Origin of the sequence: Jannaschia sp. GRR-S6-38 (assembly GCF_029853695.1) — a bacterium.
GTDB classification, from domain to species: Bacteria; Pseudomonadota; Alphaproteobacteria; order Rhodobacterales; family Rhodobacteraceae; genus Jannaschia; species Jannaschia ovalis.
In genome coordinates, this window is sequence record NZ_CP122537.1 from 2854169 (window position 1) to 2878971 (window position 24803).

Consider the following 24803-nt stretch of genomic DNA (forward strand, 5'->3'; position numbering starts at 1 on the left):
AAGCGCCGCGAGAAATTTGGAACCCGCACCGGGGGGATCGTCGTTTTCACCATGTCCGCGGCGGACGCGCCGCCGCGGGAAACCTGCAATTACCTCAGGAGTTTACACATGAAGACCCCTGCACGTCTCACCGCCGCCGCCATCGCCATGATGCTGGCCGCGCCCGCCTCGGCCCAGATGGTCATGATGAGCTACGACGTCGATGGCGACGGCCAGCTGACCGGCGCCGAGTATCGCAACCTATTCAACGACAACTTCACCGTCGCGCGGTTCGACACGGACAATGACGGCATGCTGTCGATGGAGGAGTACGAGGCCGCTTTCGGTCCCGTGACCGCGCGTCTGGCCGAGGTCAATCCCGAGGTCGAGACCAATTTCGACATCAACGCCGACGGCATGATCGACGAGGAGGAACTCGCCGAGGGTGTCCTGTCGATCTACGACGCCGACGACTCGGGCTTCATCGACGGGGACGAGTTCACCGTGCTGACGACCGATTACGACGGCTATTTCCAGCGCAGCGAGTGATATCTCGCAGAACGTCGCGCCTGGCGCGGATGTTCGGGGGCGGTCCTACGGGCCGCCCCTTTCGCGTTCCGCCCTCCGTCGGCACGCCGCCGCCTGTCAAGCGCGGGCCCGGCGGCGATCCGTGCATCCTTTGCGCTGCTTTCCGCCCGCCTTGCGCGGATCGACGGCGGATCGGGCGCCGGGCCGCGCCCCCGGGTGGAGCGGCGGGCCGCCGCGGCGCAGAACCGCCCCATGGCCCGGGCCACGCGCCCGGGGGTTCGACAGGAGAGATGACATGACACGGATATTGACCACCGCCGCCTTGCTTGCGGCGACCACCGGAGCTTTCGCGATGGGCCATGGGGCCTGGGACATGGACGGCTCCGGCGCGCTGAGCCCCGAGGAATTCAACGCGGGTTTCGGCGCGATGGGCACGCATGGCGGCTTCGACACCGATGGCGACGCCCTTCTGGACGAGGCGGAATGGACCGCGGGGCCGGCCGAGGTCGGCGAATGGGTCAACATGGACCTCAACGGCGATGGCGGCGTGGACAGCACGGAATACAACGCCCTGCTCTTCAACCGCTACGATACCGATGGCAGCGGCGCGATCGAGGCGAGCGAGATGGCGATGATCGACGCCGATCTCGCGACCGGCGGCATGCTGTCGCAATAGGCGCGTGGGGGCGGGGCGGCGTCTGGCTGGGCCGCCGCCCCGCCCTAGCTGGCGGATCAGGAAAAATGGAGATCCGCCATGACGACACGCCTTGCCCTGAACGCCGCGCTCGCCCTTGCGCTCGCCGCCCCCGCTTCGGCCCAAACGGTTTTGGGCTGGGCCATGCTGTCCCCGCTGCAGGAGCTCGACCGCGACGGCGACGGCCAGTTCGAAGCCGGCGACATCGACGGGTTCGACCTGCCGGAGGCCTGGGACATGGACCAGAGCGGCACCTGGAGCATCGTCGAGATCAGCCAGTCGCTCTGGGCCGGATGGGACGGCGACGATTCCGGCGTGCTGGAGCAGACGGAGCTGGCGACGATGACCGGCCTCGCCGAGGCCGGCACCTACGTCCTGGAGTGAGCCCTAGACCAGCACCGCGCCCGTCGCGGTGATGGCGCCTTGCGTCTCGGCATTGGCGAGCAGCATCTCGTTATGCGCCTTGCCCGAGGGGATCATCGGGAAGCAGTTCTCGTGCTTCTCGACGAGACAGTCGAACACGACCGGGCCGTCATGCTCGATCATCTCCATGATCGCGTCATCCAGGTCGGCGGGGTCGGCGCACTGGATGCCCTTGGCACCGAAGGCCTCGGCCAGCTTGACGAAATCGGGCAGCGCCTCGGACCAGGACTGGCTATAGCGCTCGCCGTGCAGAAGCTCCTGCCACTGGCGGACCATGCCGAGCCGTTCGTTGTTGAGGATGAACTGCTTCACCGGCAGGCGATACTGCACCATCGTGCCCATCTCCTGCATGTTCATCAGCCAGGAGGCCTCGCCCGCGACATTGATGACGAGCGCATCCGGGTGCGCGACCTGCACCCCCATCGCGGCCGGCTGGCCGTAGCCCATGGTGCCGAGCCCCCCGGAGGTCATCCAGCGGTTCGGGTCCTCGAAGCCGAGATATTGCGCGGCCCACATCTGGTGCTGGCCGACCTCGGTGCAGATGTAGCGGTCATGCCCCTTGGTCAGCGCCTCGAGCCGGGCGACGGCGTACTGGGGCCGGATGTTCGGGCCGTCCTGCGTGAAGGCCAGGCAGTCGACGGTCTTCCACTGCTCGATCTGGGCCCACCATTTCTGCAGCGCCTCGCGGTTGACCTTGCGGCCGCGCGCCTTCCAGACGCGCAGCGCGTCCTCCAAAACATGGCCCACATCGCCTAGGATCGGGATGTCGGCCTTGACCACCTTGTTGATGCTGCTGGGGTCGATATCGACATGGACCTTGGTCGAGAGCGGGCTAAACGCGTCCAGACGCCCGGTGATCCGGTCGTCGAAGCGCGCGCCGATATTCAGCATCAGGTCGCAGCCATGCATGGCCATGTTGGCCTCGTAGAGGCCGTGCATCCCGAGCATCCCCAGCCACTTGTCGCCCGAGGCGGGATAGGCGCCGAGGCCCATCAGCGTGGAGGTGATGGGAAAGCCCGTGGCCTCGACCAGTTCGCGCAGGAGCTGGCTCGCGGCGGGGCCGGAATTGATGACGCCGCCGCCGGTATAGAAGACCGGGCGCTCGGCGGTCTCGATGGCCTCGACCATCTGCTCGATCGCCTCCGCGTCGCCCTTCATGCGCGGCTGGTAATGCGAGGTCTTGATCTGCTTCGGCCCGACATATTGCCCGGAGGCGAATTGCACGTCCTTCGGGATGTCGACCAGCACCGGGCCCGGCCGCCCGCTCTGGGCGACGTGGAAGGCCTCGTGCAGGACCGGGGCCAGGCGGTCGGTCTCCTTCACCAGCCAATTGTGCTTGGTGCAGGGGCGGGTGATGCCGACGGTATCGGCCTCCTGGAAGGCGTCGGAGCCGATCATGAAGGTCGGGACCTGGCCCGACAGCACGAGGATCGGGATCGAATCCATCAGCGCGTCGGTCAGCCCGGTCACCGCGTTGGTCGCGCCGGGGCCCGAGGTCACCAGCGCGACGCCGATCTTGCCGGTCGAGCGGGCATAGCCCTCGGCGGCGTGCACGGCGGCCTGCTCGTGGCGCACGAGGAAATGGCGGATATCGTTCTGCTGGAAGATCTCGTCATAGATCGGCAGCACGGCGCCGCCGGGATAGCCGAACACCGTGTCGACGCCCTGATCCTTGAGCGCCTTCACGACCATCTGCGCGCCGGTCATCTGCTTGCTGCTCATCCGTCCGTCCCTTTCCACGAAAAACCCCCGGAGGGGTCAGCTCCGGGGGCGCATGGTTGCCGATATGGCTGCCGCTATTCGCGACCCATGCACCCTGGCCCAATGACTACGAGAGATAGGTTCATCATCCACTCCGTTCGGGAATCATCCATACCGATGGGGACGGGGGGGTCAACCAGCCCGCTGGAGAAAGTTGCACGTCTGCGGCGATTTCTTGTCGTTTATTGCGCGGGGCGCGGCGTCTGGTCGCGGCGGGCCGGGGGCGTGGCGCAAGAGGCCCGGGCGCGGCTGCGCCCGGGCCGAGGCGGTCACGAGGGAAGCATTCCCGCCTCGACGGCCGCGGCGATCTCGTCTTCGTTCAGGGCACCGTCGCCATCGGTGTCCATGCTGGCGAACATCTCGCCGGTCACGTCGGGGTACTGGGCCACGAGTTCCTCCATCGTGACCATCCCGTCGCCATCGGCGTCCTGGGCCCAGGCCGGGGCCGCCGTCAGAAGCGCCGCGGCGCAGATCTTGGTGAGCGTTTTCATAACGTAACTCCCTGGTTTCGGTTTGCCGGCGGGCGTCGTGGCCCGCCTGCCGTCCAGCAAAGCGGAAGCCGCGTCACGGGACAGGCCCGGCGGCCGCGGGGGCCGTTCCGGGCGCCGCTCCGCGTCTTCCGGGGGTGCCGGTCGGCGCCGGATGGCCGGTCAAGGGCCGCCCGGAAGCGCCGCGCGGAAACCGTCCGGCGGCGGCCGCCGTCTTGGGCAGGGCTTCGCCGCAATCGGCGCCGGCGCCGGGCCGGAAAAATCGGCGGCCCGGCGCCAGTTACGCGATGCCGGGCCGCGAAAATCGGCCGGCCGGCGCTGCCGTCCGGTCAGCCCACCGCCCATCCGGCCAGCGCGATCCAGAGCGGGATGGCGAGGATCGCGACGGGCGTGCCGAGTCCGGTCGAGGTGCCGACATAGGCCGAGGGGTTCGCCCCGGGCAGCGCGCCGCGCATGGTGGGCGGGCCCGAGATGTCCGAGGACGAGGCCGCCATCACCGCCAGCAGCACGATGCCGCCCTCGCTGAAGCCCGTCAGATGATGGGCGGCGACTCCCGCGCCCAGCCCTAGGAGCCCGTGCACCAGCGGGGCCAGCAGGCCGTAGGCGAGATAGGCATGGGCGACGCGGCGCATCTCGCTCAGCCGCGCCCAGGCCTCCATCCCCATGACCAGCATCAGGATCGACAAGAGGCCCCGGAAGAGCGGCTCGTAGAAGCTGTCGAAGACCGCGTCCGGCCGCGCGAAGAGGCCGATGCCGATGCCCGCCAGAAGCGCCGAGATCGCGGGGCTGCGCGCCGTCTCGGCCAGGATGCCCGGGACGAGGCCCTTCTCGACCCCGCCCAACCGCGGGCCGCCGCCCAGCGCCATGGTGCCGCCCGCAGCGCCCGCCGCGGCCGCGTTCCGCGCCATGCCGAGCTTCGCGATCACGATCGCGGTGACCAGCGCGGCCACGTCCATGAAGGGATAGAGCGCGCCGATGAAGCCTTCGGATGCGATCCCGGCATCGTCCAGCATCGCCATGCCGGCAGCCAGCGTCGAGGCCGAGACCGCGCCGAAGAGGCCCGCGGTGGCCAGCGCGTCCTCGCGGCCGACGCCCCGCAGCCGCGCGAGCGAACCGGCGCCCAGCAGCACGATGGCAATGCCCACCGCCGCGGCGAGTAGGGCCGGGACCGCGAGCGCCACGAGATCCGCCTCGCGCACCGAGATGCCGGCGCTGAGCCCGACCTTCAGCAGAAGCAGCATCACGATCAGCTTGTAGGCCGGGTCGGGCACCGCCAGCTTGCTGCCCGCCGCCGCGAGGACCATGCCCGCGATCAGGAAGGCCAGCGTCGGCTTCTGCAGCTGTTCGAGAATGGTGGCGGCGATGCCGAGCAGGATGTCCATGATGCCTCTCCGGATGGATGTCCCGGGGATATGGCCGGCGGCAGGGCAAAAGAAAAATACAACTATCGCGGCAGAACGTTCTATAAAATGGAACTATGAACCGTCTGAACTACCATCACCTGCGCTATTTCCACGAGGTCGCGACGGAGGGGCATCTGGGGCGCGCGGCGGAGCGGCTGAACGTGTCGCAATCGGCGCTATCGACGCAGATCCGCCAGCTCGAGGCGCGGCTGGGCCACGAGCTGTTCGACCGGACGGGCCGGACGCTGACCCTGACCGAGGCGGGGCGGATCGCGCTGGACCACGCCGCGCGGATCTTCGGGACGGGCGAGGAGCTGCTGGCCAGTCTGCGTGAACAGGGGCGCGCGGCGCCGCTGCGCGTGGGCTCGCAATCGACGCTGTCGCGCAACTTCCAGATGCGCTTCCTGCGGCCCGCGCTCGAGGACGGGCGCTGGGAGATCGAATTGCGCTCCGGCTCGACCGCCGTGCTGCTCGACGGCCTGCGCGCCCTGGCGCTGGACGTGGTGCTGACCACCGAACTGCCCGCCACCGCCGAGGAGGGGCTGACGGCCGCGCGCGTGGATGAGCAGGCCGTGGGCCTGCACGGCGTGCCCGAACGCCTGCGCCACGGTGACCTGCGGGGCCTCCTGGCCGGCGAGCCGCTGATCCTTCCGACCGATGCGGCGATCCGCGCCCAGGCGGAAGCGCTGTTCGCGCGGCTCGACGTGCGTCCGCGCATCGCGGCGGATGTGGACGACATGGCGATGGTGCGCCTGTTGGCGCGCGAGGGCGCGGGGCTGGCCGTCGCCCCGGCGGTCGTCCTGGCCGACGAGATCGCCTCGGGGCGCGTGGCCTCGGCGCCCTACGACCTGGCGATCCGCATCCCGTTCTACGCGGTCACGATCCGGCGGCGCTTTCCGCATCCGGCGCTGGCGGACCTGCTCGGCGGCTAGAGCAGCCCCGGAAGCCAGAGCACGATGCCCGGGAAGGCGATCAGCACGGCCACCGTCGCGACATCGGCCACGAAGAAGGGCGAGGCGCCGCGGAAGACGTCCTGCACCGAGATGTCCATCTTCGCGTCCTGCGCCACGCCCGCCACGACGAAGCAGTTCAGCCCGATGGGCGGCGTGATCAAACAGAGCTCGGCCATCTTCACCACGATGATCCCGAACCAGATCGCCGCCTCCTCGTTCGTCATGCCGAGCGCGCCCGGTTCGGCGCCGACGCCGCCGTTGAGCGCCATGACGGCGGGGAAGGTGATCGGCAGGGTCAGGATCAGCATCCCGATCGCGTCCATGAACATGCCGAGGATTACGTAGGCGCCCAGGATCATCAGCAGGATCCAGTAGGGCCCCATGTCGAGCGAGGTGATGAAATCGGCGAAGGCGTCGGGCAGCTTGGCGAAGCCCAGGAAGCGCACGTAGATCAGCACGCCCCAGATCATCGCGAAGATCATCACGGTCAGTTTGGCGGCCTCCATCAGCGCGCCCTGCAGGTCGCGCCAGCGCATCCCCTGCCAGAGCGCCATGGCCAGCACGACGCCCGCGCCCAGCGCGCCCGCCTCGGTGGGCGTCGCCCAGCCGAAATAGATCGAGTAGACGATGATGAAGACCACGAGCAGGATCGGCATCGCGCCGGGCAGCGACGCGAAGCGCTGGCGCCAGGTGAAGCCCGTCACCGCGGGCCCGAGCGAGGGGCGGATGCGCGCGAGCCCGATCACCAGCCCCGCGTAGATCAGCGCCGAGACCAGCCCAGGAAGGAAGCCCGCGAGCAGCAGCTTGCCCACCGATTGCTCGACGATGATCGCGTAGATCACGAGGATGGCGGAGGGCGGGATCAGCGAGGCGAGCGTGCCGCCCGCCGCCACGACGCCGGCCGCGAAGCGCTTGTCGTAGCCCAGCTTCAGCATCTCGGGGATGGCGATGCGCGCGAAGACCGCCGAGGTCGCCACCGAGGCGCCCGAGACGGCGGCGAAGCCCGCGGTTGCGAAGACCGTCGCCACGCCGAGCCCCCCGGGCGTCCAGCCGATCCAGCGCTTGGCGGCCTCGAACAGGTACTGCGTCAGCCCCGCGTAATAAGCGAGATAGCCGATCAGGATGAAGGTCGGGATCAGGCTGAGCGCGTAGGTCGTCGATTTCGAGTGCGGCACCTGGCCCGCCAGCTTGGCGGCGGTGACGAGGCCGCGGTCGAAGCCCTGCTTCTGCATGAAGAACAGGCACAGCCCGACGAAGCCGATGAAGGCCGCCGCGAAGGCCACGCGCACGCCGATCAGCACCAGCACCAGAAGCAGGCCCGACAGCCACAGCGACAGGGTGAAGATCTCGACCCCGTCGAGCAGGGCGCGCATGTCGATCAGGTCATCCACGGCGGCTGCCCCCGTATAGGTCGTCGCCTGCGGCGATCACGCCGACCGAGGCGGCCTCCTTGCTGGCCTGCTCCGCCGGGTCCTCGGGCAGGGGCACGGCGACGATGGCCTCGCCCCCGGTCCGCAGCCCGCGGCCATAGGCCCAGATCTGGATCGCGAGGCGCAGCCAGAGGATCGCGAAGGCGACCGGCACGGCCAGCTTCGCCGGCCAGAGCGGCAGCGCGATGTCGATTGAGCTGTCCGACGACCAGTTCGGCGCGTTCCAGTCGAAGCTGCGCAGGAAATGGAACCACGTGCCGTAGATCAGCGCGGTGACGACCAGAAGCATGAAGATCACCGACAGGAATTCGAAGAGCCACAGCACCCGGCCGCGCAGCTTGCTGACCAGAAGGTCCATGCGGATATGCCCGCCCTCGCGTTGGACATAGGCGAGGCCCAGGAAGGCGAAGACGGCCATGAATTGCTCGGTCCAGTCGATATAGCCGGGCACCGGGGCGTTGAGGAACTTGCGCAAGAGGACGTTGGCGATGGCCAGCAGGACCAGCGCGAAGATGACCACGCCCGACATGAGGTTCAGGAAGGCTTCGAGCCGCAGAAGCGCGCGGTCGATGCGGGACAGGCGGCTGTCGTCCGTCAGGACGGAAGATGGTGTCGACATGGCCCCTCACCGCGCACGGGCGCGTCTTTCCTTCGCGGCGCCCCGGATCCCTCCGGGACGCCTGGTGGGAATTGGATCAGGCGGGTGCGGGACGCCTCCTCGGGCAGGCGCGTCCCGCCTCCGTCTCAGTCCGGTGCGTTGTCGGCGATGGCCTGCATCGTCAGGTCGTAGAGTTCCTGACCCGGCAGGCCGTTGGCATTCGCCTCCTCGATCCACGCCTGGTGGATGGGGTCGGCGCCCGCGCGCAGCTTGGCGATCTCGGCCTCGGCCACGGTGACCTTTTGCACGCCCTTCTCGGCCAGGGTGGCTTCCCAGCCTTCCAGCAGCTCTGCGTAGTTCTCCAGGTAGTAGTCGATCGAGTCCTGCACCGCTTCGTCGAGGATCGCCCGATGCTCGTCCGACAGCGCGTTATAGGCGTCGATATTGACCACGACCGGGCAGTTCACGGTGCCGGGGTTCAGGTTCTCGGTCCACCAGTCGGCGATGTCGATCGTGCCGAAGGACAGATGCGCGTGCTGGGCGAAGGCGACGGAGTCGACGACGCCGGATTCCATGGCGTTGTAGGCCTCCGAGGACGTGACCGAGGTCGGGACCGCGCCGACGCTCGCGAACATGTCGCCGATGCCGCCGGTGGCGCGCACGCGCATCCCGTCGAACTCGGCCACCTCGTCGCGCGGCTCGCCGGTGCCGACGATGTTGTATTGCGGCATGGGGCTGGTCATCAGCATCCGCGCGTTCCACTGGGCCATCTCCGCGGCCACGGCCGGATGCTCGTAGATCGTGTGGCTGACCGCCGTTTCCTGCTCCAGGGTCTCGACCCCGAGGAAGGGCAGCTCAAGCACGGTGATCGCGCGATTCTTGTCGCGGTGATAGCCCGCGCAGAACTGCGCCATCTCGAAGGCGCCGATCGAGATCCCGTCGAGGTTCTCGCGGTTGTTCGACAACCCGCCATAATTCACGTCGATGGTGAATTCCCCACCGGAGCGTTCGGCGACCAGCTCGGACAGCTTCTCGACATGCTCGGTGAAGGCGCGGCGCGTTCCCCAGAGCGAGGCGTTCCATTCCACGGCCAGCGCCTCTCCGGCGAAGGCCAGCGTGAGGACGGCGACGGAGGTCGTCGTGAGTATCTTCATCGTATCTTCTCCCTGTGCGCGGGGCTCCCTCCCCGCGTCTGTGCCGGGCAGGCTAGGGCAGGGGCCGCGGGGCGGCAAGCCTTGCGAGGATTGCCCTGTCGTGCCACGCCGGGGCCATGACAGCGCTGAAGGATCGGCTCGCCTCGGGCGAGGTGCTGCGCGGGCTCTGGCAGAACCTGCCGGGGCCCGAGGCGGCCGAGATCGCCGCGGCCGCGGGGTTCGACTGGCTGGTCCTCGACGGCGAGCACGGGCCCTGGGACCCGGGCGACATCCGCCGCCGCCTGATCGCCGCGCCCGACGCCGTGGTGCGGGTGCCGATGGGCGAGGCCTGGGTGGTCAAGCAGGCGCTGGACCTGGGCGCACGCGCGATCCTCGTGCCGATGGTGGACGATGCGGCCCAGGCCCGCGCCGCGGTCGCCGCCTGCCGCTATCCGCCCGAAGGCATCCGCGGCATGGGTGCCTTCGTTGCGCGGGCGGCGATGTACGGCGCCGATCCGGGCTATCCTGCGCGGGCGAATGCCGAAATCTCGGTCTGGGTGCAGGCCGAAAGCCGCGCTGCGCTTGCCGATCTGGACGCGATCTGCGCGGTCGAGGGCGTCGATTGCGTCTTCCTCGGGCCCGCCGATCTGGCCGCCGACATGGGAACCACCCCCGCCGATCCGGCGGTCCATGCCGCGCTGGAGGATGCCATAGCGCGCATCCGCGCCAGCGGCCGGGCCGCGGGAATCTTCGCCGCCGAGCCCGCGCGCTGGATCGCGGCCGGGGCCAATGTCGTCGCGATGGGATCGGACGGGATGGTCCTGATGTCCGGGCTCCGGGCGCTGCTGCCGTGATCCGACTCTCGGCGCGCGGCGCGCATGCGGTCTTCGAGCCGGGATCGGGGCACCTTCCGGAGCTGACGATCGACGGCGCGTCGGTCCTCTGGGCCGCGCCCTGGCGGGACGACCCGGCGGTGCAGTCCGACGCGGCGATCCCGTGGGTCGACCGGCGGCTGGGCGGCAGCTTCGTCTGCGCCCCCTTCGGCCGCGACGACGCCGATGGCGGGCCGCCGCACGGGCTGGCGGCCAATGCACCCTGGCGGGTCACCCGGGCGGGGCCCTCCGCGCTGACCGCGCGACGGCGGCTGTCGCGCGGCCGGGTCGAGGCGCGGCTGGCGCTGCGCGACGGGCACCCGGCGCTCTACCAGACCCATCTGCTGGAGCTCGACGCGCCCTGCAGCTTCGCGCATCACCCGGTGATCCACCTGTCCGGCGGCGGGCGAATCCGCTGCTCGCCCAAGCGCGCGGCGCTGACCTTCGACGCGGATGAGGGGGCGGCCTTCCCGCGCGCCGCGCGGACCGAGGATTACCGCTTCGACGGCCGCGACCTGCGCGACTATCCCGCCGCGCCTTGCGAGGATTTCGTCGCGCTGGTCGAGGCGGCCCCGGGCCTCGCCTGGACGGCGCTGGAGCGCGTCGCGGAGGCGGACACGATCCTGATCCTCAAGCGCGCCGAGCAATTGCCGCTGACCTGCCTGTGGATCTCGAACGGGGCGCGGCAGGTCGCACCGTGGCTGGGGCAGACCGGGATTCTGGGCATCGAGGACGCCGCCTGCGCGGGCGCGGACGGCTTCGCCGCGGCGCTGTCGGGCGACACGCGGCTGGCGGCGGAGGGCGTCCCGCTGGTCCTGCCGCCTGGCCGCCACCTGATCCCCCACGCGATCCTGCGCCTCGCCGGCCGCCACGAGATCACCTCCGTCACGCCCGGCGACGGCGTCCTGCACCTCGCCACGACCGCGGGCGCGCGGGAGGTGCCCTTCGCGCCGGAGCATTTCGCATGATCCTCGTCGATGCCGATGCCTGCCCGGTGAAGCCGGAGATCACCGAGGTCGCGATCCGCCGCAACATGCAAGCGATCTTCGTGGCGGGCAGCTTCCTGCGGCTGACGACGCATCCGCTGATCAAGCTCTATGTCGCGGGCGAGGGGTTCGACGCCGCCGACGACGCCATCGCCGAGGTCGCGCGGCCGGGCACCGTCACGGTCACCGCCGACATCCTGCTGGCCGAGCGCGTCATCAAAGCGGGCGGCGCAGCGCTCGATCCGCGCGGGCGCGAATTCACCGAGCGCTCCATCGGCGAGACCGTGGCCACCCGCGACCTGATGGCCGAGCTGCGTCCGGGGATGGAGGGGATGACCGGCGGGCAGGGCGGCGGCCAGCGGCCCTTCGGCCCGCGCGACCGCGCCGCCTTCAAGAACGCGCTGGACCGAATCCTGACCCGGATCGCGAGGGGCTGAGTCTCCTCGGGCGGCAAAGACGTTGTGGTGCGGTGCCCCTCTTCGCGCCTAGCGGTTGCCGCGCCCCACGAAGCGCCCGGCCTCCGAGGCGGCGAGCTTGAGTGCGCGAGACTTGTTCACGCATTCCTGCCATTCGCTTTCGGGGTCGCTGTCATGCACGATCCCGGCGCCCGCCTGCACGTGCAATTGGCCGTCCTTCAGCACCCCGGTCCGGAGCGCGATGCACATGTCCATGTCGCCATTGGACGAGAAATAACCGACCCCGCCTGCGTAGACGCCGCGCTTCAGGGGCTCCAGCTCGTCGATGATCTGCATCGCGCGGACCTTCGGCGCCCCCGAGACGGTGCCAGCCGGCAGACCCGCCAGCAGCGCCGAAAGCGCGTCCTGATCGGGGCTGAGCCGACCGGTCACGTTCGAGACGATATGCATCACGTGGCTGTAGCGTTCGACCACGAAGGTCTCGGTCGGGCTGACCGTCCCGGGGCGCGAGACGCGGGCCACGTCGTTGCGGCCCAGATCGAGCAGCATCAGGTGCTCGGCGCGCTCTTTCTCGTCGGCCAGCAGATCGGCCTCGAGCGCGCGGTCCTCCTCCGGCGTGGCCCCGCGCCGGCGGGTGCCGGCCATGGGGCGCAGCGTGACCTCGTCGCCGAAGACGCGGACCAGGATCTCGGGGGACGCGCCGACGATCTGGAAGCCGCCGAGGTCGAAATGGAACATGAAGGGCGAGGGATTCGTGCGCCGCAGCGCGCGGTAGAGCGCGAAGGGTGGCAGCGGGAAGTCGTAGCTCCAGCGCTGCGAGGGCACGACCTGGAAGATGTCGCCCGCCGCGATGTACTCCTTCGCACGGGCGACGGCGTCGAGGAAGGCGGGCTTGGGGAAATGGCTGACCGGCTCGGCCAGCGCGAAGGGCTCGGCCATGTCGCGCGGCTCGGTCACCGCGCGGCTGAGGCTGGACAGCGCGTCCTGCAGCCGCTCGGCCGCCTGTGCATAGGCCGCGCGCGCCGAGCCGCCGCCCGCGGCCCAGGCGGGCGCGACGAGGATGACCTCGCCCTTCACCCCGTCCAGCACCGCGACGACCGAAGGCCGCATCAGCACCGCGTCGGGCAGGCCCAGCGGATCGGGGTTCACGTCGGGCAGGCGCTCGACCAGCCGGATCATGTCGTAGCCCAGATAGCCGAAGAGCCCGGCGCTGGCCGCGGGCAGGTCCGCCGGCAGGTCGATGCGGCTTTCGTCGAGCAGCGCCCGGATCGCCTCCAGTGGCGCGCCCGCATCCTCCCAGGCCTCCGGGTCCCAGCGCGCGGCCCGGTTCACGCGGCTGGTCTCGCTGCGGCATTCCCAGATCAGGTCGGGCTTCATGCCGACGATCGAGTAGCGTCCCCGCACCTCGCCGCCGGTCACCGATTCCAGCATGAAGGAGAAGGGCTGCGCCTCGGCGAGCTTCAGCATCAGGCTGACCGGCGTGTCCAGATCGGCGGGCAGCCGGGTCCAGAGAACCTGGTTCGCGCCGGTCTCGAACGCGGCCTCGAAGCTGGCGAAGTCGGGGGCGATCACGGCGTCACGCGCTTTCCTACTGGCCCAGAAGCTGGGCCTGCACGGCCTGAACGGCCTGCTGGTCGACGGTGAAGCCCGCCCGCGCCTGCACGGCGCGGCCGTAGAGCGAGAAGAGATCGGTCGCGATCTCCTGGCGCTGGCTGGCGATCAGCGCCTCGCGCAGCTCGGCCGTCTCGGGATCGGACAGGTCGGCCTCGTTCACCGCATCGAGGCGGACGACATAGGCGGCGTCGGCACCGCCCTCGACGGCGAAGACGGCCTCCGGCTCGGCCTCGAACAGCGCGTCCAGCAGGGCGGGGGGCGTGCCTTCGAGGCGCGCGTCGCGCCCCAGCCCCGCCAGCGTCTCGGGCGTGCCGGGCAGCTCCGCCGCTGCGGCCAGCTCCTCGGCGCGCTCCGAAAGGCGGCGGCGCAGCGTGTCGGCCTGCCAGGCGGCCTCGACTGCGTCGCGGATATCGGCCAGCGGCGGGGTGGCGGGCGGGGTCACGCCGTCCAGGCGCAGCGCGAAAAGGCCGCCATCCGACAGGGTTTCCAGCTCGGGGAAGTCGCCCTCGGTGACGTCCAGCGCGGCGGCACGGAATTCGTCGTAGCCGGCGATGCCGTCGATCACGGTCTCGTCGAAGCCGATGCTGCCCAGTTGCAGATCCGTCTCGGCGGCCAGCTCCTCCAGCGTCGCGCCGCCGGCCAGCAGATCGTCGATCTCGTCGCGGGCGGCGTCGATGCGGCGGCGGGCGGCATCGGCGGCGAACTCGGCGGCCAGGTCGTCGCGCGCCTCCTCGAAGGGCACCTCGGTCGGGTCGAGAATGGCGTAGACGCGGAAGAGCGTGGGGCCGAGCAGCGTCTCGACCGGCCCGACGACGCCCGGATCCTCGAGCCCGAACAGCGCCTCGGCGACGGGGGCATCGACATCGTCGGCGGCGATCTCGCCCTGGTCCACATCGTCGAGCGTCAGGCCGCGCTCGGCGACCAGCGCGTCGAAATCGGTCTCGCCGGCCGCGATCGCGGCGCGGGCGGCCTCGGCGGCCGCGGCATCGGGAAAGGCCAGCCGTTCGGCCAGCACGCGGGCGGGCTGGCGGTATTCGTCGGCGCGCGCCTCGTAGAGTTCGCGCAGGGCGGTCTCGTCGGGCTCGATCGCGTCGACCAGCAGGTCCGGCGTGATCCAGGCATAGGTGATCTCGCGCCGCTCGGGCGTCTCGAAGCGGGTCAGGTTCTCCTCGTAGAAGGCCTGCAGATCCGCCTCGGTGGGGGCGGTGATGCCCGCGGGCAGGTCGGCCACGGTCACGGTGGCGAGCGTCGCGTCGCGGGTCTCGGCCAGCCAGGCGACCAGCGCGTCGACACGGGCCTCGGGGCTCTCGGTCCCGCCCAGGACGGCGGCCTGCAGAAGCTCGGTCGCGACGTCGTCGCGCACGCGGGCCTCGTATTCCGCCTCGCTCAGCCCCGCATTGCGCAGCGCGAAGGCATAGCCGTCGCGGTCGAAGCCGCCGTCGAGCCCGCCGAAGGCCGGGGTCGCGCGGATGCGCTCGGCCACCTCGGCATCGCCCACGGACAGGCCCATCTGCCCCGCCTCCCAGGCCAGCGCCTGCTCGGCCAGCAGCCGCTCCATCACGGCGCGGTCGATGCCGAAGGTCTGAAGCTGCGCCATCGTCAGGTTCTGGCCGGTCTGCTGCGCCAGCCGCGCCTGTTCGTTCTGCAGCGCGCGGCCGTAATCCTCGACCGTGATCTCGCGGTCCCCGACCTCGGCCACCGACGACAGCGAGCCGCCGAAGCTGCCGATGCCGAAACCGCCCAATGCGAGGATCAGCAGGGCCAGCACCGCCCAGACGACGGCGTTCGACTTCTTCTTGCGGCGTTCCTCGGCCATGGCGCTCCCCGGGTTGCGTCGGGCGCCTGTCTAGGCGCGGCAGGGGCGGGGCACAAGCGGGGGACGGGGCCCGGTCAGAGCCCGCTCCGCGTGACCTCCCGCAACCGGTCGAACAGCATGGCGATCCCGTCCGTGTCGGCATTGGCGAAGGCGATGCGAAGCGTCGCTTCGGCCCGGCCAGATCCGCCCGCATCGCGCCGGGGCCCGAACATCGTGCCCGGCAGCGTCAGCAGCGCCGCGCGATCGACGAGCTTGCGGCAGACCGTGTCCGAGGCGGCGTCGAACGGATGCGCGACATAGGCGAAATAGGCGCCGCAGCCCTGCAGCCGCCATTCGCTAAGCCCGGCGAAGCCCGCGCGCATCGCGGCGCGCCGGGCCAGGATCTCGGCGCGTTCACCGGCCAGCCAGTCACGCAGGTTTTCCATCCCCCAGAGCGCCGCGCGCTGGCCGATGCCGTTCGGGCAGATCGTCACCGTGTCGAGCCATTTCTCGACCTCGCGCAGCCGCGACGGCGCGGCGAGGATCGCGCCGACGCGGTGGCCGGTCAGGCGGTAGGCCTTGGAGAAGGAGTAGAGCTGGATCAGCACGTCGTCCCAGGCGGGATCGGCGAAGAGGGCGTGGGGGGCGCCGTCGCGCGCGTCGAAATCGCGGTAGGTCTCGTCCACGATCAGCGCGAGGCCGCGCGCGCGGGCGAGATCACGGAAGGCGGCGAGCGTCTCGGCCGGGTATTCGACGCCGCCCGGATTGTTCGGGCTGACGAGCACGATGGCCCGCGTGCGCGGATCGATCAGCGCGGCGGCTTCGTCCGGGTCGGGCAGCAGGTCGGAGCCGGTTTCCAGCAGGCGGGTCCCGATGCCCTCCATGTCGAGCCACATCTTGTGGTTGAAATAGAAGGGCGTGGGCAGGATCACGTTGTCGCCCTTCGCCGCCAGCGTGGCGATGGCGGCGGCGAAGGCCTCGTTGCAGCCCGAGGTGATCGCGACCTGCCCCGCGTGGATGTCGCCGCCATAGGCCGCGCTCCAATCCGTGGCGACGCGGTCGCGCAGCTCGGGCAGGCCGAGGACGGGGCCGTAGAGATGCGCGGCGGGATCGGTCAGCACGATCTCGGCCATCGCGCGGAGCATGGGCTCGGGCGGCGGGTCGGCGGGGGCCGCCTGGCTGAGGTTCAGCAGCGGCCGGTCCGCCGGGAAGGACGCGCCCTCGATCCAGCGGCGCGCCTCCATCACGGGCGGGGCGTCGGTGGCGGCGAGGGCGGGGTTGATGTGCTGGCTCATGGCGCAGGGGTAGGGCGCGCGCGGTCGGGGGGCAAGATCGGAGCGGGTTGGCGGGCGGCTGCGATCTGCACGGCGCCCGAACGCAAAGCGCCCGCCGAAGCGGGCGCCTGGTGTCTCGGGTGGACTGGCCTCAGAACGGAATCTCGTCATCCATGTCGGATCCGCCGCCGGCGCCGCCCGTGCCGCCGCCGAAGCCGCCGCCATTCTGGCCGCCACCGCCGCCATAGCCGCCGCCGCCCGAGCTGCCGCGATCGTCGTAGCCGCCGCCTCCGCCGCCGCCTTCGCCGCGGCCGTCCAGCATCGTCAGCTCGGAGCGGTAGGGCCGCAGCACGACCTCGGTCGAGTAGCGGTCATTGCCGGACTGGTCCTGCCATTTGCGGGTCTCGAGCTGGCCCTCGACATAGATCTTCGAGCCCTTTTTCAGGTATTGCTCGGCCACGCGGACCAGCGGCTCGGAGAAGATCGCGACGGAGTGCCACTCGGTCTTTTCCTTGCGCTCGCCCGAGTTCTTGTCGCGCCAGCTCTCGGAGGTGGCGATGCGCAGATTGCACACCTTCCCGCCATTGCCGAAGGTCCGCACCTCCGGGTCGCGGCCCAGATTGCCGATCAGGATCACCTTGTTCACGCTTCCGGCCATGCCGCCCACTCCGTCTGTCTCGAATCTGCCGGCACCTGAGCACCGGTGTGGTTAACTAAGCCTGAAGCCCGGGGGGCGAAAGGGGGGCGGGCACCGCCATCGCCGCCACCGCGAGGGTTGGCGGATGCCGCAAGCTCGGCTACCGTGGCGCCCGGCGCGGACGCCCTCCGCCATAATCGGGCGGCGCGCGGGTGAGGATGCGAGGGACGTCCGATGCGTATGCTGTTTCTGGCCGCGGTTGCCGCGGCGCTGGGTCTGACATCGATTGCCGAAGCGCAGACCTTCTCGTCGCGATCGCGCGCGACGCTTTTCGAAAACCAGACCGCCGTGATGGACCGGCGCCTGTCCACGCAATACGCGGGCTCCAGCCGGCTGATCCCGGTGACGCGGCAGCCCGCAGCGATTCCCGGCCGCGAGACCATCCCGCGCTACAACGGCTCGCAGCGCTCGGCCTATCTGGGCGACGCCCGCGCCGCGGCTCGCCGCCACGGCATCCCCGAGGACCTGTTCCTGCGGCTGATCCGACAGGAATCGGGCTGGAACCCGCGGGCGCGCAGCCACAAGGGCGCGCTGGGCCTCGCGCAACTGATGCCGCAGACGGCGCGATCGCTCGGCGTGAACCCGTCCGATCCCAAGCAGAATCTCGAGGGCGGGGCGCGGTATCTGTCCATGCAGTATCGCAAGTTCGGGTCCTGGCGCCTTGCGCTCGCCGCCTACAATGCCGGGCCCGGCGCGGTGGAGAAGCATGGCGGCATCCCGCCCTATCGCGAGACCCGGAACTACGTGCGCGCCATCATGGGCCGGGGCTGACGGGGCCGATCCGCAGCGGCCGCAACGCGGGCGCGCCTCAGCCCCGGAACCCCGTCCCCTGCAGCACGCCATGTTCCAGCGCGTAGCGCGTCAGCCCGGCGGTCGTGGAGATGCCCAGCTTGCGCTTGATGTTCTTGCGATGCGTCTCGACCGTCCGGACCGAGATATCGAGATCATGCGCCACCGCCTTGTTCGAGCGTCCCTGCGCCACCAGCAGAAGGATCGCCTGCTCGCGTGAGGTCAGCGGCTCGGTGCCGTCGGCCGTCGGCTCCAGCGCGCTTTCGGCGCCGGGGCAGAGATAGCGCTCGCCGGCCAGCACGACGTCGATCGCGCGGCGGATCTCCTCGGTCGGCTGGTCCTTGAGGCAGTAGCCCGCCGCGCCGTGGCGCAGGGCGGTGGCCACGTATTCGGGCGCGTCGTGCATCGACAGGATCAGGACGGCGACGTCTGGATGGCTCTCGCGCAGAATCTCGGTCGCCGAAAGGCCGTCCATGCGCGGCATGTTGAGGTCGAGAAGGATGACGTCGGGCGCCAGTTCCCCGGCGCGGTCGATCGCCTCGCGGCCGTCATGCAGGGTGCCGACGACTTCGAGATCGTCGAAGGTCTCCAGCAGGGCGCGGATTCCGTCGGCGACCATCGGGTGATCATCGACGATGAGGATGCGGATCGGCCGGTCCATGGCGCCCCGGGCTTAGGGCCAAGCCCCGTCTGGCGCAAGAGCGGGCGGGCCCGGGCGGCCGCTCACTCCGCCGCGTGGCGCAGCGGCCGGTCGGGTTCGGGCGACAGCAGATGGCTCAGCGGCACGACCGCCTCGACCACCGTGCCGCGCCCGCCCGCGCCCGGCGCGATGGTCAGCGTGCCGTCGAGCTGTTCGATCCGTTCGGCCATGTTGCGAAGGCCGAGGCCCTGGCCCGCTCGCTCCATCCCGCGGCCGTCATCCTCGATCCGCAAGGTCGCGCCGCGGCGATGGCCGAACAGCGCGACCGAGACGCCGCTGGCCCCGGCATGGCGCTCGATATTGGTCAGCGCTTCCTGCGCGATGCGGTAGAGCGCGGTCTTCGCCTCGATATCGAGGCGGTTGCGGAAGACCACGGTGCGGAAGGCCACGGGAATGCCGGTGCGCTGCTCGAACCCTTCGCAGAGGGTCTTGAGCGCGGGGCCGAGGCCCAGATCGTCCAGCACACCCGGGCGCAGGTCGTGGCTGATCCGGCGGACCTCGCCCAGCGCGCCCTGGAGCCCGGCGATGGCGCCGTCCAGCGCTTCCTCGGCCTTGGCGTCGCCCCTGGCGGCCAGGCGGCGCGCCAGTTCCAGCTTGTAGCGGATGCCCACGAGAAGCTGGCTGATCGAGTCGTGCAGCTCGCGCGCGACGCGGCCGCGCTCCTCCTCCTGCGTGTCGAGCACGCGCTGGGTCAGCGCCTTCAGCTTGGCATCAGCCAGCCGCCGCTCGCGCACGGTGATCAGGAAGCCCGAGGCGAAGACGCCCAGCAGCGCCGCGGCGGCGATGGCGCCGATCCAGAGGAACTGGCTGCGCACCCGCTCGCGCAGCTCGGCGCGGGCGATGGCGGTCTGCGCCAGCACATCGTCCAGAAAGACGCCCGTCCCGATCGCCCAGCGCCAGTCCTGCAGGCCGATCACGTAGCTTAGGATCGTCGCTTCCTGCCCCGATGACGGCTTGCGCCATTCATATTGGTGATAGCCCGACCCCTGCCGGGCCAGTTCGATCAGCCGGTCGGTGACCTCCATGCCGTTCGCGTCCTCCATCCCCGACCAGTCGCGCCCGATGAGCCAGGTCTGGCGCGGCGCCACGAGGTTCCGGCCGTCATAGTCGTAGACGAAGAAGAACCCGTCCGTGCCGTAGAGCATGGCCGACAGGATCTGCGTCACCCGCAGCTTGGCCTCGTTGTCGTCGGGGGCGGCGTTGCCGTAGATGGTGATGAAGGCGGTGCGCGCCAGCTGGACGTAGTTGCGCAATTCGCGCCGCTTGGCATCGATCATCGTGGCCTCGAGCGCGGCGATTTCGCGCGCCGCGGTGCGCTCGGACTGGATCGCGACCATGGCGGCGATCGCGCTGACAGCGAGGATCAGCGGCAGCGAGGCCAGAAGCAGGAGGCGGCGGCCATAGGTGAGGCGGGGCAGGCGCATGGGCGTGCATTAGACCGCATGGCCATGGGCCGCGCCAGTGGGGGGCCTCTACGTGTTTTCGGGTATTTGACTCCGCCTTCCGCTTCCCTAGTGTCGCGCCACGCCCCGAAAAGGGGGCCGTCGCCGCGCCGGGAGGGCGTGGAGATACCATAGAATCCAGGGGAGGGATCCATATGGACCGCCGTTCATTCCTGACGAAATCCACCATCGGTGGCGCCGCCGCCGGTGCCGCCGCGCTGGCCGCACCCGCCTATGCGCAGGGCAACCGCACGCTCACGATGGTCACGACCTGGGGCCGCGGCCTCGCCGGCGTGCATGACAGCGCGCAGCGCGTCGCCGACAGCATCACCGCCATGTCGGACGGCCAGCTCACGGTCGATCTGAAGGCCGCGGGCGAGCTGGTCGGCGCCTTCGAGGTGTTCGACGCCGTCACCTCGGGCCAGGCCGACATGTACCACGGGGCTGACTACTACTTCGTGGGTCAGCACCCGGGCTATGCCTTCTTCACCGCGGTGCCCTTCGGCATGACCGCGCAGGAGCTGGCCAACTGGTACTACCATGCCGGCGGCATGGAGCTGCATGACGAGCTGGGCCAGATCTTCGGCCTGAAATCCTTCCTGGGCGGCAACACCGGCGCGCAGGCCGGCGGCTGGTACCGCCAGGAGATCTCCTCGCCCGAGGACTTCCAGGGCCTCAAGTTCCGCATGCCGGGCCTCGGCGGCCAGGCGCTGGGCAAGATGGGCGCCTCCGTCCAGAACCTGCCCGGCTCGGAAGTGTACCAGGCGCTGGCCTCCGGCGCGATCGACGGGACCGAGTGGATCGGGCCCTGGGCCGACGAGAAGGCCGGCTTCCAGGAGATCACCAAGACCTACTACACCGCGGGCTTCCACGAGCCGGGTGCCGGTCTTTCGGTGGCCACGAACCGCGACGTCTTCGAGAGCCTGACGCCCGCGCAGCAGAAGATCATCGAGATCGCCTCGGCGGAAGCGCACCAGTGGAACCTGGCGCAATTCCTGACCGAGAACGGCACCGCGCTGCAGCGTCTGCAGTCGGGCGGCGTGACCGTTCGCGAATTCCCCGACTCGGTCTGGGACGCGATGGGCACCGCCTCGCGCGAGGTTCTCGACGAGAACATGGGCGACGAGCTGTTCAAGCGGATCCACGACAGTGCCATGGAAAGCATGCGCGCCTCGTCGAACTGGCTGACCCGCTCGGAAGGCGCCTACCGCAGCCAGCGCGACCGCGTGATGGGCTGACGGCCCGCGGGCCGCTCCGGCGGCCCGCCCAACAAGGCGTTGGCATGCGCCGCGCCATGGCCAATACTGCAGGTCCGTCCCGATCCGGGGCGGGCCATCCCGCATCCCGGGGAAGGGGCCCCGGCATGCGGCCAACGGGGGGGCGCAATGCTCGACGCGATCGTCTGGTTCTTCACGAACCTCGCCATGGCCTTCTGGAACCTGGCCGTTGCGATCTTCAATCCCGGCTCCTGGCTGGCGTGGCTGACCTCGTGGGAGACCACCGAGGACAAGGAATCGCTGATGCGGTTCATCTATTACGGCGCCTCGGCCGAGTTCTTCTTCGTCATCCTCGCGTTGTTCCTCGTCATCACGCTGGCCGGCTGGTTCTCGCGCCGGTTCTTGTGGTCGGTCGTGCGCGGCTCGGAATTCACGTTGAACTGGATCGGCCGGATCGCTGCCTGGGCGGGGCTTCTGATGGTGCTGCAGCAGATCATGATCGTGTTCCTGCAGCGCATCTTCCGCGTAGGCGACATCTCGATCGGGCCCTTCGGCACGACCTTCACCCGCGACCTGTCGTGGTACTCGGAAGAGCTGAAGCTCTATAACGCAATCATCGTCTGCCTCTGCGTAAGCTGGACCTTCATCCAGGGCGGACATGTGCGCGTCGACCTCGTCTATTCGGCGGTCGGCCACCGCGCCAAGCGCGCGATCGACATGGCGGGCAGCCTTCTATTCATGGTGCCGTCGCTGGTGCTGATCTGGCTCTTCTCGTGGTTCTTCTTCTGGCGCTCGATGATCACGCCGGCGACCTCGGCCTCCGATCCGCTGGACCGGCTTCTGCTGAAGGCGCGGGCCGTGCGCTGGAATGTCGAAACCATCGGCTTCAGCCCCAACGGCTTCGACGCCTATTTCCTGTTCAAGGTTCTGATCCTGCTATTTGCCGCCACGGCCTTCTTCCAGGCGCTGGTCTTCTTCTGGCGCTCCTGGCTCGAATACCGCGAGGGCGAAATCAGCGCCGGGCGGTATCTCGACCGAGACATCCTGGGCGACGAGGACGCCGAGAGGGTGGCCGAGATCCACTGATCCGCGCCGCCCGCCGCGGGCGGCGCACCGTCACGGCGCGGGCCGCGACGCCAAGATATTCCGGTCGACGACGCCCCTCAGAGGCGCGGGACCGACACGAGGGGACGAGAGATGCTTTTCGGACTGGACGGGGTCGAGATCGGCCTGATCATCGTGTTCCTCTGCCTCTTCGGCGGGATCATGTCGGGCTTTCCGGTCGCCTTCGCCATCGCGGGCGCCGGCGTCATCAGCTTCGCGATCATCGCCGCGCTCGACAGCGCGGGCATCCTGATCCACCAGGCCATCGACACCGCCTCGCCGGAATATGCCGCGCTCATCGCGGAAGGCATTGCGCGCGACGCGATCTCGACCTTCCGCTTCCCGGAGCTGCCGCGCGTCGAGGAGGCGCTGTTCCCCGGGGGCTGGGAACTGGCGCTCGACCGCAACCTCAGCTTCATCGTCAACCGCATGAACGAGCGGGTGATCGCCGGCGCCTCGATCGAGACGCTGCTGGCGGTGCTGATGTTCGTGATGATGGGCATCACGCTGGAGCGCTCGAAGATCGCAAATGACCTGCTGACCACCATGGCGCGGGTCTTCGGCCCGCTGCCCGGCGGCCTGGCCGTGTCGATCGTGATCGTGGGCGCCTTCCTCGCGGCCTCGACCGGGATCGTGGGCGCGACGGTCGTGACCATGGGGCTGCTGGCGCTGCCGACGATGCTGCGCAACGGCTACTCGCCGCAGTTGGCCACCGGCGTGATCGCGGCGAGCGGGACGCTGGGGCAGATCATCCCACCGTCCATCGTGATCGTGCTGCTGGGCACGCTGGCGGGCGACATCTATTCCACCGCGCAGGAGAACCGCGCCGCGCTGGTCGGCTGCTCGGACGCGCTGACCTATCTGGGCGAGCCGGCCGTGGTCTCGGTCGGCACCCTGTTCCAGGCGGCGCTGCTGCCGGGGATCTTCCTGGCCTTCCTCTACGGTGCCTATGCGTTCGGCTTCGCGCTGCTCAATCCGTCGAAGGCCCCCGCGGTGCAGCTGGAAGGCGGCCGCGGCTCGGTGGTGACCCGCAACGACGCGCTGACCTGGTTCCTGGGCGTGCCCGCCGCGCTAATCTTCGGCGCGGTGGCGCTGGGCCAGCTCAACGTCATCGGCGGCCAGTCAACCATCGTCTCCAGCTTCTCGCAGGCCGGCGACACGGCCTCGCTGCGCACCAATGTCTCGCCGCAATGCGCCGAGGCGATGATCGAGCTTCACGGGCAGGAGGCCTGGGACCAAGCGCTGGCCGAGCAATCCGCGATCGACGACGCGGGCGGCGTGGAATTGGCGCGCCAGCTGAGCGACGAGGAGCTGGCCGCCGCCGAGGCCGCCGCCATCGCCGATGCCGCGCCCATCGGCACGGGCGTCGCCGTCCTGTTCATCGGGCTGGCGCTGGTCCTGTCGGTCGCCCGCGGCATCAACCCGCTGGCCGATCCGCGCCCGATTGTGATCGGGGCGGGGGGCGTCGCGCTGGCCTTCCTCGTGGACTGGACGCTGATCGCCCCCGACACCTCGCCCGGCGCGACCTTCGTGCTGATGGCAATCCCGCTGGCGGTCACGCTCTGGGGCGTGGCTCCGGCCTTCGGGCGGCTGGCGCAGAACGAGCTGCTGCGCGTGGTCTTCCCGCCGCTGGTGCTGATCGTCGCGGTGCTGGGCTCGATCCTCGGCGGCATCACCAACCCCACGCCCGCGGCCGCGCTGGGCGCGGGCGGCGCGATCATGCTGGCCGCCTACCGCAAGCTGCAGGAGGAGGGCCGCTCCGGCGGGACGATCCTGCTGGCGACGCTGGCGCTGGTCATCATGATGCTCTTCGGGATCAATTTCGACCTGCGCATGGGGCTGGAGACGACGACCACGGGCGACGTGATCGCGATGGCCATCGCGCAGATCGCGTATCACGCGGCCTTCCTCGGCTTGCTCTATGCCTGCTGGGTGCTTCTGCGGACGGGCGTGCTCGGGCCGGTGGTGCGCGAGACGGCGAAGGTCACCTCGATGGTCTTCACCATCCTGATCGGCTCGCAGCTCCTCAACCTCGTGCTGATCTCCTTCGGGGGCGAGCACTACATCCAGCAGTTCCTGCAGAGCTTCGACAGCGAGCTGAAGGTCTTCCTGATCGTCATGCTGGTGCTGTTCATCCTGGGCTTCGTGCTCGACTTCCTGGAGATCATCTACATCGTCATCCCGATCGTCGGCCCCGTCATCTACGGCGGCACCTTCGATCCGAAATGGGTGACGATCATGATCGCGGTGAACCTGCAGACGTCGTTTCTGACGCCGCCTTTCGGCTTCGCGCTGTTCTACCTCCGCGGGGTGGCGCCGAAGGAGGTGACGACCGGGCATATCTACCGCGGCGTGATCCCCTTCGTCCTGATCCAGGTGGTGGGTCTCGGGATCCTCTGGCTCTTCCCGTCGATCGTGACGATCGTCCCAAGCCTTCTGCCGAACAACTGACCGCGAACGGGGCCCCGCGCGGGCCCCTTTCGTTTTCGAAAAAGCAGATTCGTGCA

The 24803-nt window shown here is 69.8% G+C and carries 23 protein-coding genes; 11 read left to right on the top strand and 12 right to left on the bottom strand.

What is annotated here, in order from left to right:
- Positions 1-108: 108 nt before the first annotated feature.
- The 3 genes from P8627_RS14720 (at position 109) to P8627_RS14730 (ending at position 1585) form a co-directional block, all read left to right on the top strand.
- A complete protein-coding gene (locus tag P8627_RS14720) occupies positions 109-528 on the top strand; it encodes an EF-hand domain-containing protein (RefSeq protein ID WP_279965015.1) in 420 nt (139 codons plus the stop codon).
- A 274-nt stretch (positions 529-802) separates the two neighbouring features.
- Entirely contained in the window at positions 803-1183 is a 381-nt protein-coding gene (locus P8627_RS14725; RefSeq protein ID WP_279965016.1) for an EF-hand domain-containing protein, read from the top strand.
- Positions 1184-1261: 78 nt separating this feature from the next.
- Positions 1262-1585: a hypothetical protein gene (locus P8627_RS14730; protein WP_279965017.1), complete on the top strand. Its 324-nt coding sequence runs from the start codon at positions 1262-1264 to the stop codon at positions 1583-1585.
- Between the two features lie 3 nt (positions 1586-1588).
- On the opposite strand, the gene P8627_RS14735 is transcribed toward P8627_RS14730, so the two are convergent.
- From P8627_RS14735 to P8627_RS14745, 3 genes are all read right to left on the bottom strand, one after another.
- Entirely contained in the window at positions 1589-3346 is a 1758-nt protein-coding gene (locus P8627_RS14735) for an acetolactate synthase 3 large subunit (RefSeq protein ID WP_279965018.1), read from the bottom strand.
- Positions 3347-3654: 308 nt separating this feature from the next.
- Positions 3655-3876 (bottom strand): EF-hand domain-containing protein, encoded by a 222-nt coding sequence (locus tag P8627_RS14740; RefSeq protein ID WP_279965019.1) that lies wholly within the window; start codon positions 3874-3876, stop codon positions 3655-3657.
- 326 nt (positions 3877-4202) lie between these two features.
- Positions 4203-5255 carry a sodium-dependent bicarbonate transport family permease gene (locus tag P8627_RS14745; RefSeq protein ID WP_279965020.1) on the bottom strand — a complete coding sequence of 351 codons (1053 nt, stop codon included), beginning with the start codon at positions 5253-5255 and terminating at the stop codon, positions 4203-4205.
- Between the two features lie 95 nt (positions 5256-5350).
- Between P8627_RS14745 and P8627_RS14750 the strand changes: the two genes are divergently transcribed.
- A complete protein-coding gene (locus tag P8627_RS14750; RefSeq protein ID WP_279965021.1) occupies positions 5351-6208 on the top strand; it encodes a LysR family transcriptional regulator in 858 nt (285 codons plus the stop codon).
- Here the strand turns inward: P8627_RS14750 and P8627_RS14755 are convergent.
- From P8627_RS14755 to P8627_RS14765, 3 genes are all read right to left on the bottom strand, one after another.
- Positions 6205-7602, bottom strand: coding sequence for a TRAP transporter large permease (locus P8627_RS14755; protein WP_279967483.1), 1398 nt, complete (start codon positions 7600-7602; stop codon positions 6205-6207). The genes P8627_RS14750 and P8627_RS14755 overlap by 4 nt on opposite strands.
- A 10-nt stretch (positions 7603-7612) precedes the next feature.
- A complete protein-coding gene (locus P8627_RS14760; RefSeq protein WP_279965022.1) occupies positions 7613-8278 on the bottom strand; it encodes a TRAP transporter small permease subunit in 666 nt (221 codons plus the stop codon).
- A gap of 125 nt (positions 8279-8403) precedes the next feature.
- Entirely contained in the window at positions 8404-9411 is a 1008-nt protein-coding gene (locus P8627_RS14765) for a C4-dicarboxylate TRAP transporter substrate-binding protein (RefSeq protein ID WP_279965023.1), read from the bottom strand.
- Between the two features lie 116 nt (positions 9412-9527).
- Here P8627_RS14765 and P8627_RS14770 point away from each other — a divergent pair, with 116 nt between their 5' ends.
- From P8627_RS14770 to P8627_RS14780, 3 genes are read left to right on the top strand one after another with little or no spacing between them, the layout of a single operon-like run.
- Entirely contained in the window at positions 9528-10244 is a 717-nt protein-coding gene (locus tag P8627_RS14770; RefSeq protein WP_279965024.1) for an HpcH/HpaI aldolase family protein, read from the top strand.
- Positions 10241-11230 carry an aldose epimerase family protein gene (locus P8627_RS14775; protein ID WP_279965025.1) on the top strand — a complete coding sequence of 330 codons (990 nt, stop codon included), beginning with the start codon at positions 10241-10243 and terminating at the stop codon, positions 11228-11230. The genes P8627_RS14770 and P8627_RS14775 overlap by 4 nt, the downstream gene beginning before the upstream one ends.
- The gene (locus tag P8627_RS14780) at positions 11227-11685 is read left to right on the top strand and encodes a YaiI/YqxD family protein (protein ID WP_279965026.1); all 459 of its coding nucleotides are present in this window, start codon (positions 11227-11229) and stop codon (positions 11683-11685) included. Before P8627_RS14775 ends, P8627_RS14780 begins: the two co-directional genes overlap by 4 nt.
- Positions 11686-11733: 48 nt before the next feature.
- On the opposite strand, the gene trpE is transcribed toward P8627_RS14780, so the two are convergent.
- From trpE to ssb, 4 genes are all read right to left on the bottom strand, one after another.
- Complete coding sequence (gene trpE, locus P8627_RS14785; RefSeq protein WP_279965027.1) at positions 11734-13236, bottom strand: anthranilate synthase component I; 1503 nt, start codon at positions 13234-13236, stop codon at positions 11734-11736.
- A gap of 16 nt (positions 13237-13252) precedes the next feature.
- Positions 13253-15094: a peptidylprolyl isomerase gene (locus P8627_RS14790; RefSeq protein WP_279965028.1), complete on the bottom strand. Its 1842-nt coding sequence runs from the start codon at positions 15092-15094 to the stop codon at positions 13253-13255.
- Between the two features lie 74 nt (positions 15095-15168).
- A complete protein-coding gene (locus P8627_RS14795; RefSeq protein WP_279965029.1) occupies positions 15169-16368 on the bottom strand; it encodes an aminotransferase in 1200 nt (399 codons plus the stop codon).
- A gap of 130 nt (positions 16369-16498) precedes the next feature.
- Positions 16499-17005 carry a single-stranded DNA-binding protein gene (ssb, locus tag P8627_RS14800; RefSeq protein ID WP_279965030.1) on the bottom strand — a complete coding sequence of 169 codons (507 nt, stop codon included), beginning with the start codon at positions 17003-17005 and terminating at the stop codon, positions 16499-16501.
- 213 nt (positions 17006-17218) lie between these two features.
- Between ssb and P8627_RS14805 the strand changes: the two genes are divergently transcribed.
- The gene (locus P8627_RS14805; RefSeq protein WP_407932949.1) at positions 17219-17815 is read left to right on the top strand and encodes a lytic transglycosylase domain-containing protein; all 597 of its coding nucleotides are present in this window, start codon (positions 17219-17221) and stop codon (positions 17813-17815) included.
- A 37-nt stretch (positions 17816-17852) separates the two neighbouring features.
- Here P8627_RS14805 and P8627_RS14810 read toward each other — a convergent pair whose 3' ends face one another.
- Positions 17853-18494: a response regulator transcription factor gene (locus P8627_RS14810; protein ID WP_279965031.1), complete on the bottom strand. Its 642-nt coding sequence runs from the start codon at positions 18492-18494 to the stop codon at positions 17853-17855.
- 62 nt (positions 18495-18556) lie between these two features.
- Complete coding sequence (locus P8627_RS14815) at positions 18557-19957, bottom strand: cache domain-containing protein (RefSeq protein ID WP_279965032.1); 1401 nt, start codon at positions 19955-19957, stop codon at positions 18557-18559.
- Between the two features lie 173 nt (positions 19958-20130).
- Here P8627_RS14815 and P8627_RS14820 point away from each other — a divergent pair, with 173 nt between their 5' ends.
- The 3 genes from P8627_RS14820 to P8627_RS14830 all read left to right on the top strand — a co-directional run bounded on the left by P8627_RS14820 (position 20131) and on the right by P8627_RS14830 (position 24747).
- Complete coding sequence (locus tag P8627_RS14820; protein ID WP_279965033.1) at positions 20131-21213, top strand: TRAP transporter substrate-binding protein; 1083 nt, start codon at positions 20131-20133, stop codon at positions 21211-21213.
- A 147-nt stretch (positions 21214-21360) separates the two neighbouring features.
- Positions 21361-22278: a TRAP transporter small permease subunit gene (locus P8627_RS14825; protein ID WP_279965034.1), complete on the top strand. Its 918-nt coding sequence runs from the start codon at positions 21361-21363 to the stop codon at positions 22276-22278.
- 111 nt (positions 22279-22389) lie between these two features.
- The gene (locus tag P8627_RS14830) at positions 22390-24747 is read left to right on the top strand and encodes a TRAP transporter large permease (RefSeq protein WP_279965035.1); all 2358 of its coding nucleotides are present in this window, start codon (positions 22390-22392) and stop codon (positions 24745-24747) included.
- Positions 24748-24803 lie beyond the last annotated feature (56 nt).

What these genes read in the sequence shown, in the direction of transcription:
- P8627_RS14720 (WP_279965015.1), top strand. Translation starts at nt 109, where the DNA reads ATGAAGACCCCTGCACGTCTCACCGCCGCCGCCATCGCCATGATGCTG.
- P8627_RS14725 (WP_279965016.1), top strand. Translation starts at nt 803, where the DNA reads ATGACACGGATATTGACCACCGCCGCCTTGCTTGCGGCGACCACCGGA.
- P8627_RS14730 (WP_279965017.1), top strand. Translation starts at nt 1,262, where the DNA reads ATGACGACACGCCTTGCCCTGAACGCCGCGCTCGCCCTTGCGCTCGCC.
- P8627_RS14735 (WP_279965018.1), bottom strand. Translation starts at nt 3,346, where the DNA reads ATGAGCAGCAAGCAGATGACCGGCGCGCAGATGGTCGTGAAGGCGCTC.
- P8627_RS14740 (WP_279965019.1), bottom strand. Translation starts at nt 3,876, where the DNA reads ATGAAAACGCTCACCAAGATCTGCGCCGCGGCGCTTCTGACGGCGGCC.
- P8627_RS14745 (WP_279965020.1), bottom strand. Translation starts at nt 5,255, where the DNA reads ATGGACATCCTGCTCGGCATCGCCGCCACCATTCTCGAACAGCTGCAG.
- P8627_RS14750 (WP_279965021.1), top strand. Translation starts at nt 5,351, where the DNA reads ATGAACCGTCTGAACTACCATCACCTGCGCTATTTCCACGAGGTCGCG.
- P8627_RS14755 (WP_279967483.1), bottom strand. Translation starts at nt 7,602, where the DNA reads ATGCGCGCCCTGCTCGACGGGGTCGAGATCTTCACCCTGTCGCTGTGG.
- P8627_RS14760 (WP_279965022.1), bottom strand. Translation starts at nt 8,278, where the DNA reads ATGTCGACACCATCTTCCGTCCTGACGGACGACAGCCGCCTGTCCCGC.
- P8627_RS14765 (WP_279965023.1), bottom strand. Translation starts at nt 9,411, where the DNA reads ATGAAGATACTCACGACGACCTCCGTCGCCGTCCTCACGCTGGCCTTC.
- P8627_RS14770 (WP_279965024.1), top strand. Translation starts at nt 9,528, where the DNA reads ATGACAGCGCTGAAGGATCGGCTCGCCTCGGGCGAGGTGCTGCGCGGG.
- P8627_RS14780 (WP_279965026.1), top strand. Translation starts at nt 11,227, where the DNA reads ATGATCCTCGTCGATGCCGATGCCTGCCCGGTGAAGCCGGAGATCACC.
- P8627_RS14790 (WP_279965028.1), bottom strand. Translation starts at nt 15,094, where the DNA reads ATGGCCGAGGAACGCCGCAAGAAGAAGTCGAACGCCGTCGTCTGGGCG.
- P8627_RS14795 (WP_279965029.1), bottom strand. Translation starts at nt 16,368, where the DNA reads ATGAGCCAGCACATCAACCCCGCCCTCGCCGCCACCGACGCCCCGCCC.
- ssb (WP_279965030.1), bottom strand. Translation starts at nt 17,005, where the DNA reads ATGGCCGGAAGCGTGAACAAGGTGATCCTGATCGGCAATCTGGGCCGC.
- P8627_RS14805 (WP_407932949.1), top strand. Translation starts at nt 17,219, where the DNA reads ATGCGTATGCTGTTTCTGGCCGCGGTTGCCGCGGCGCTGGGTCTGACA.
- P8627_RS14810 (WP_279965031.1), bottom strand. Translation starts at nt 18,494, where the DNA reads ATGGACCGGCCGATCCGCATCCTCATCGTCGATGATCACCCGATGGTC.
- P8627_RS14815 (WP_279965032.1), bottom strand. Translation starts at nt 19,957, where the DNA reads ATGCGCCTGCCCCGCCTCACCTATGGCCGCCGCCTCCTGCTTCTGGCC.
- P8627_RS14820 (WP_279965033.1), top strand. Translation starts at nt 20,131, where the DNA reads ATGGACCGCCGTTCATTCCTGACGAAATCCACCATCGGTGGCGCCGCC.
- P8627_RS14825 (WP_279965034.1), top strand. Translation starts at nt 21,361, where the DNA reads ATGCTCGACGCGATCGTCTGGTTCTTCACGAACCTCGCCATGGCCTTC.
- P8627_RS14830 (WP_279965035.1), top strand. Translation starts at nt 22,390, where the DNA reads ATGCTTTTCGGACTGGACGGGGTCGAGATCGGCCTGATCATCGTGTTC.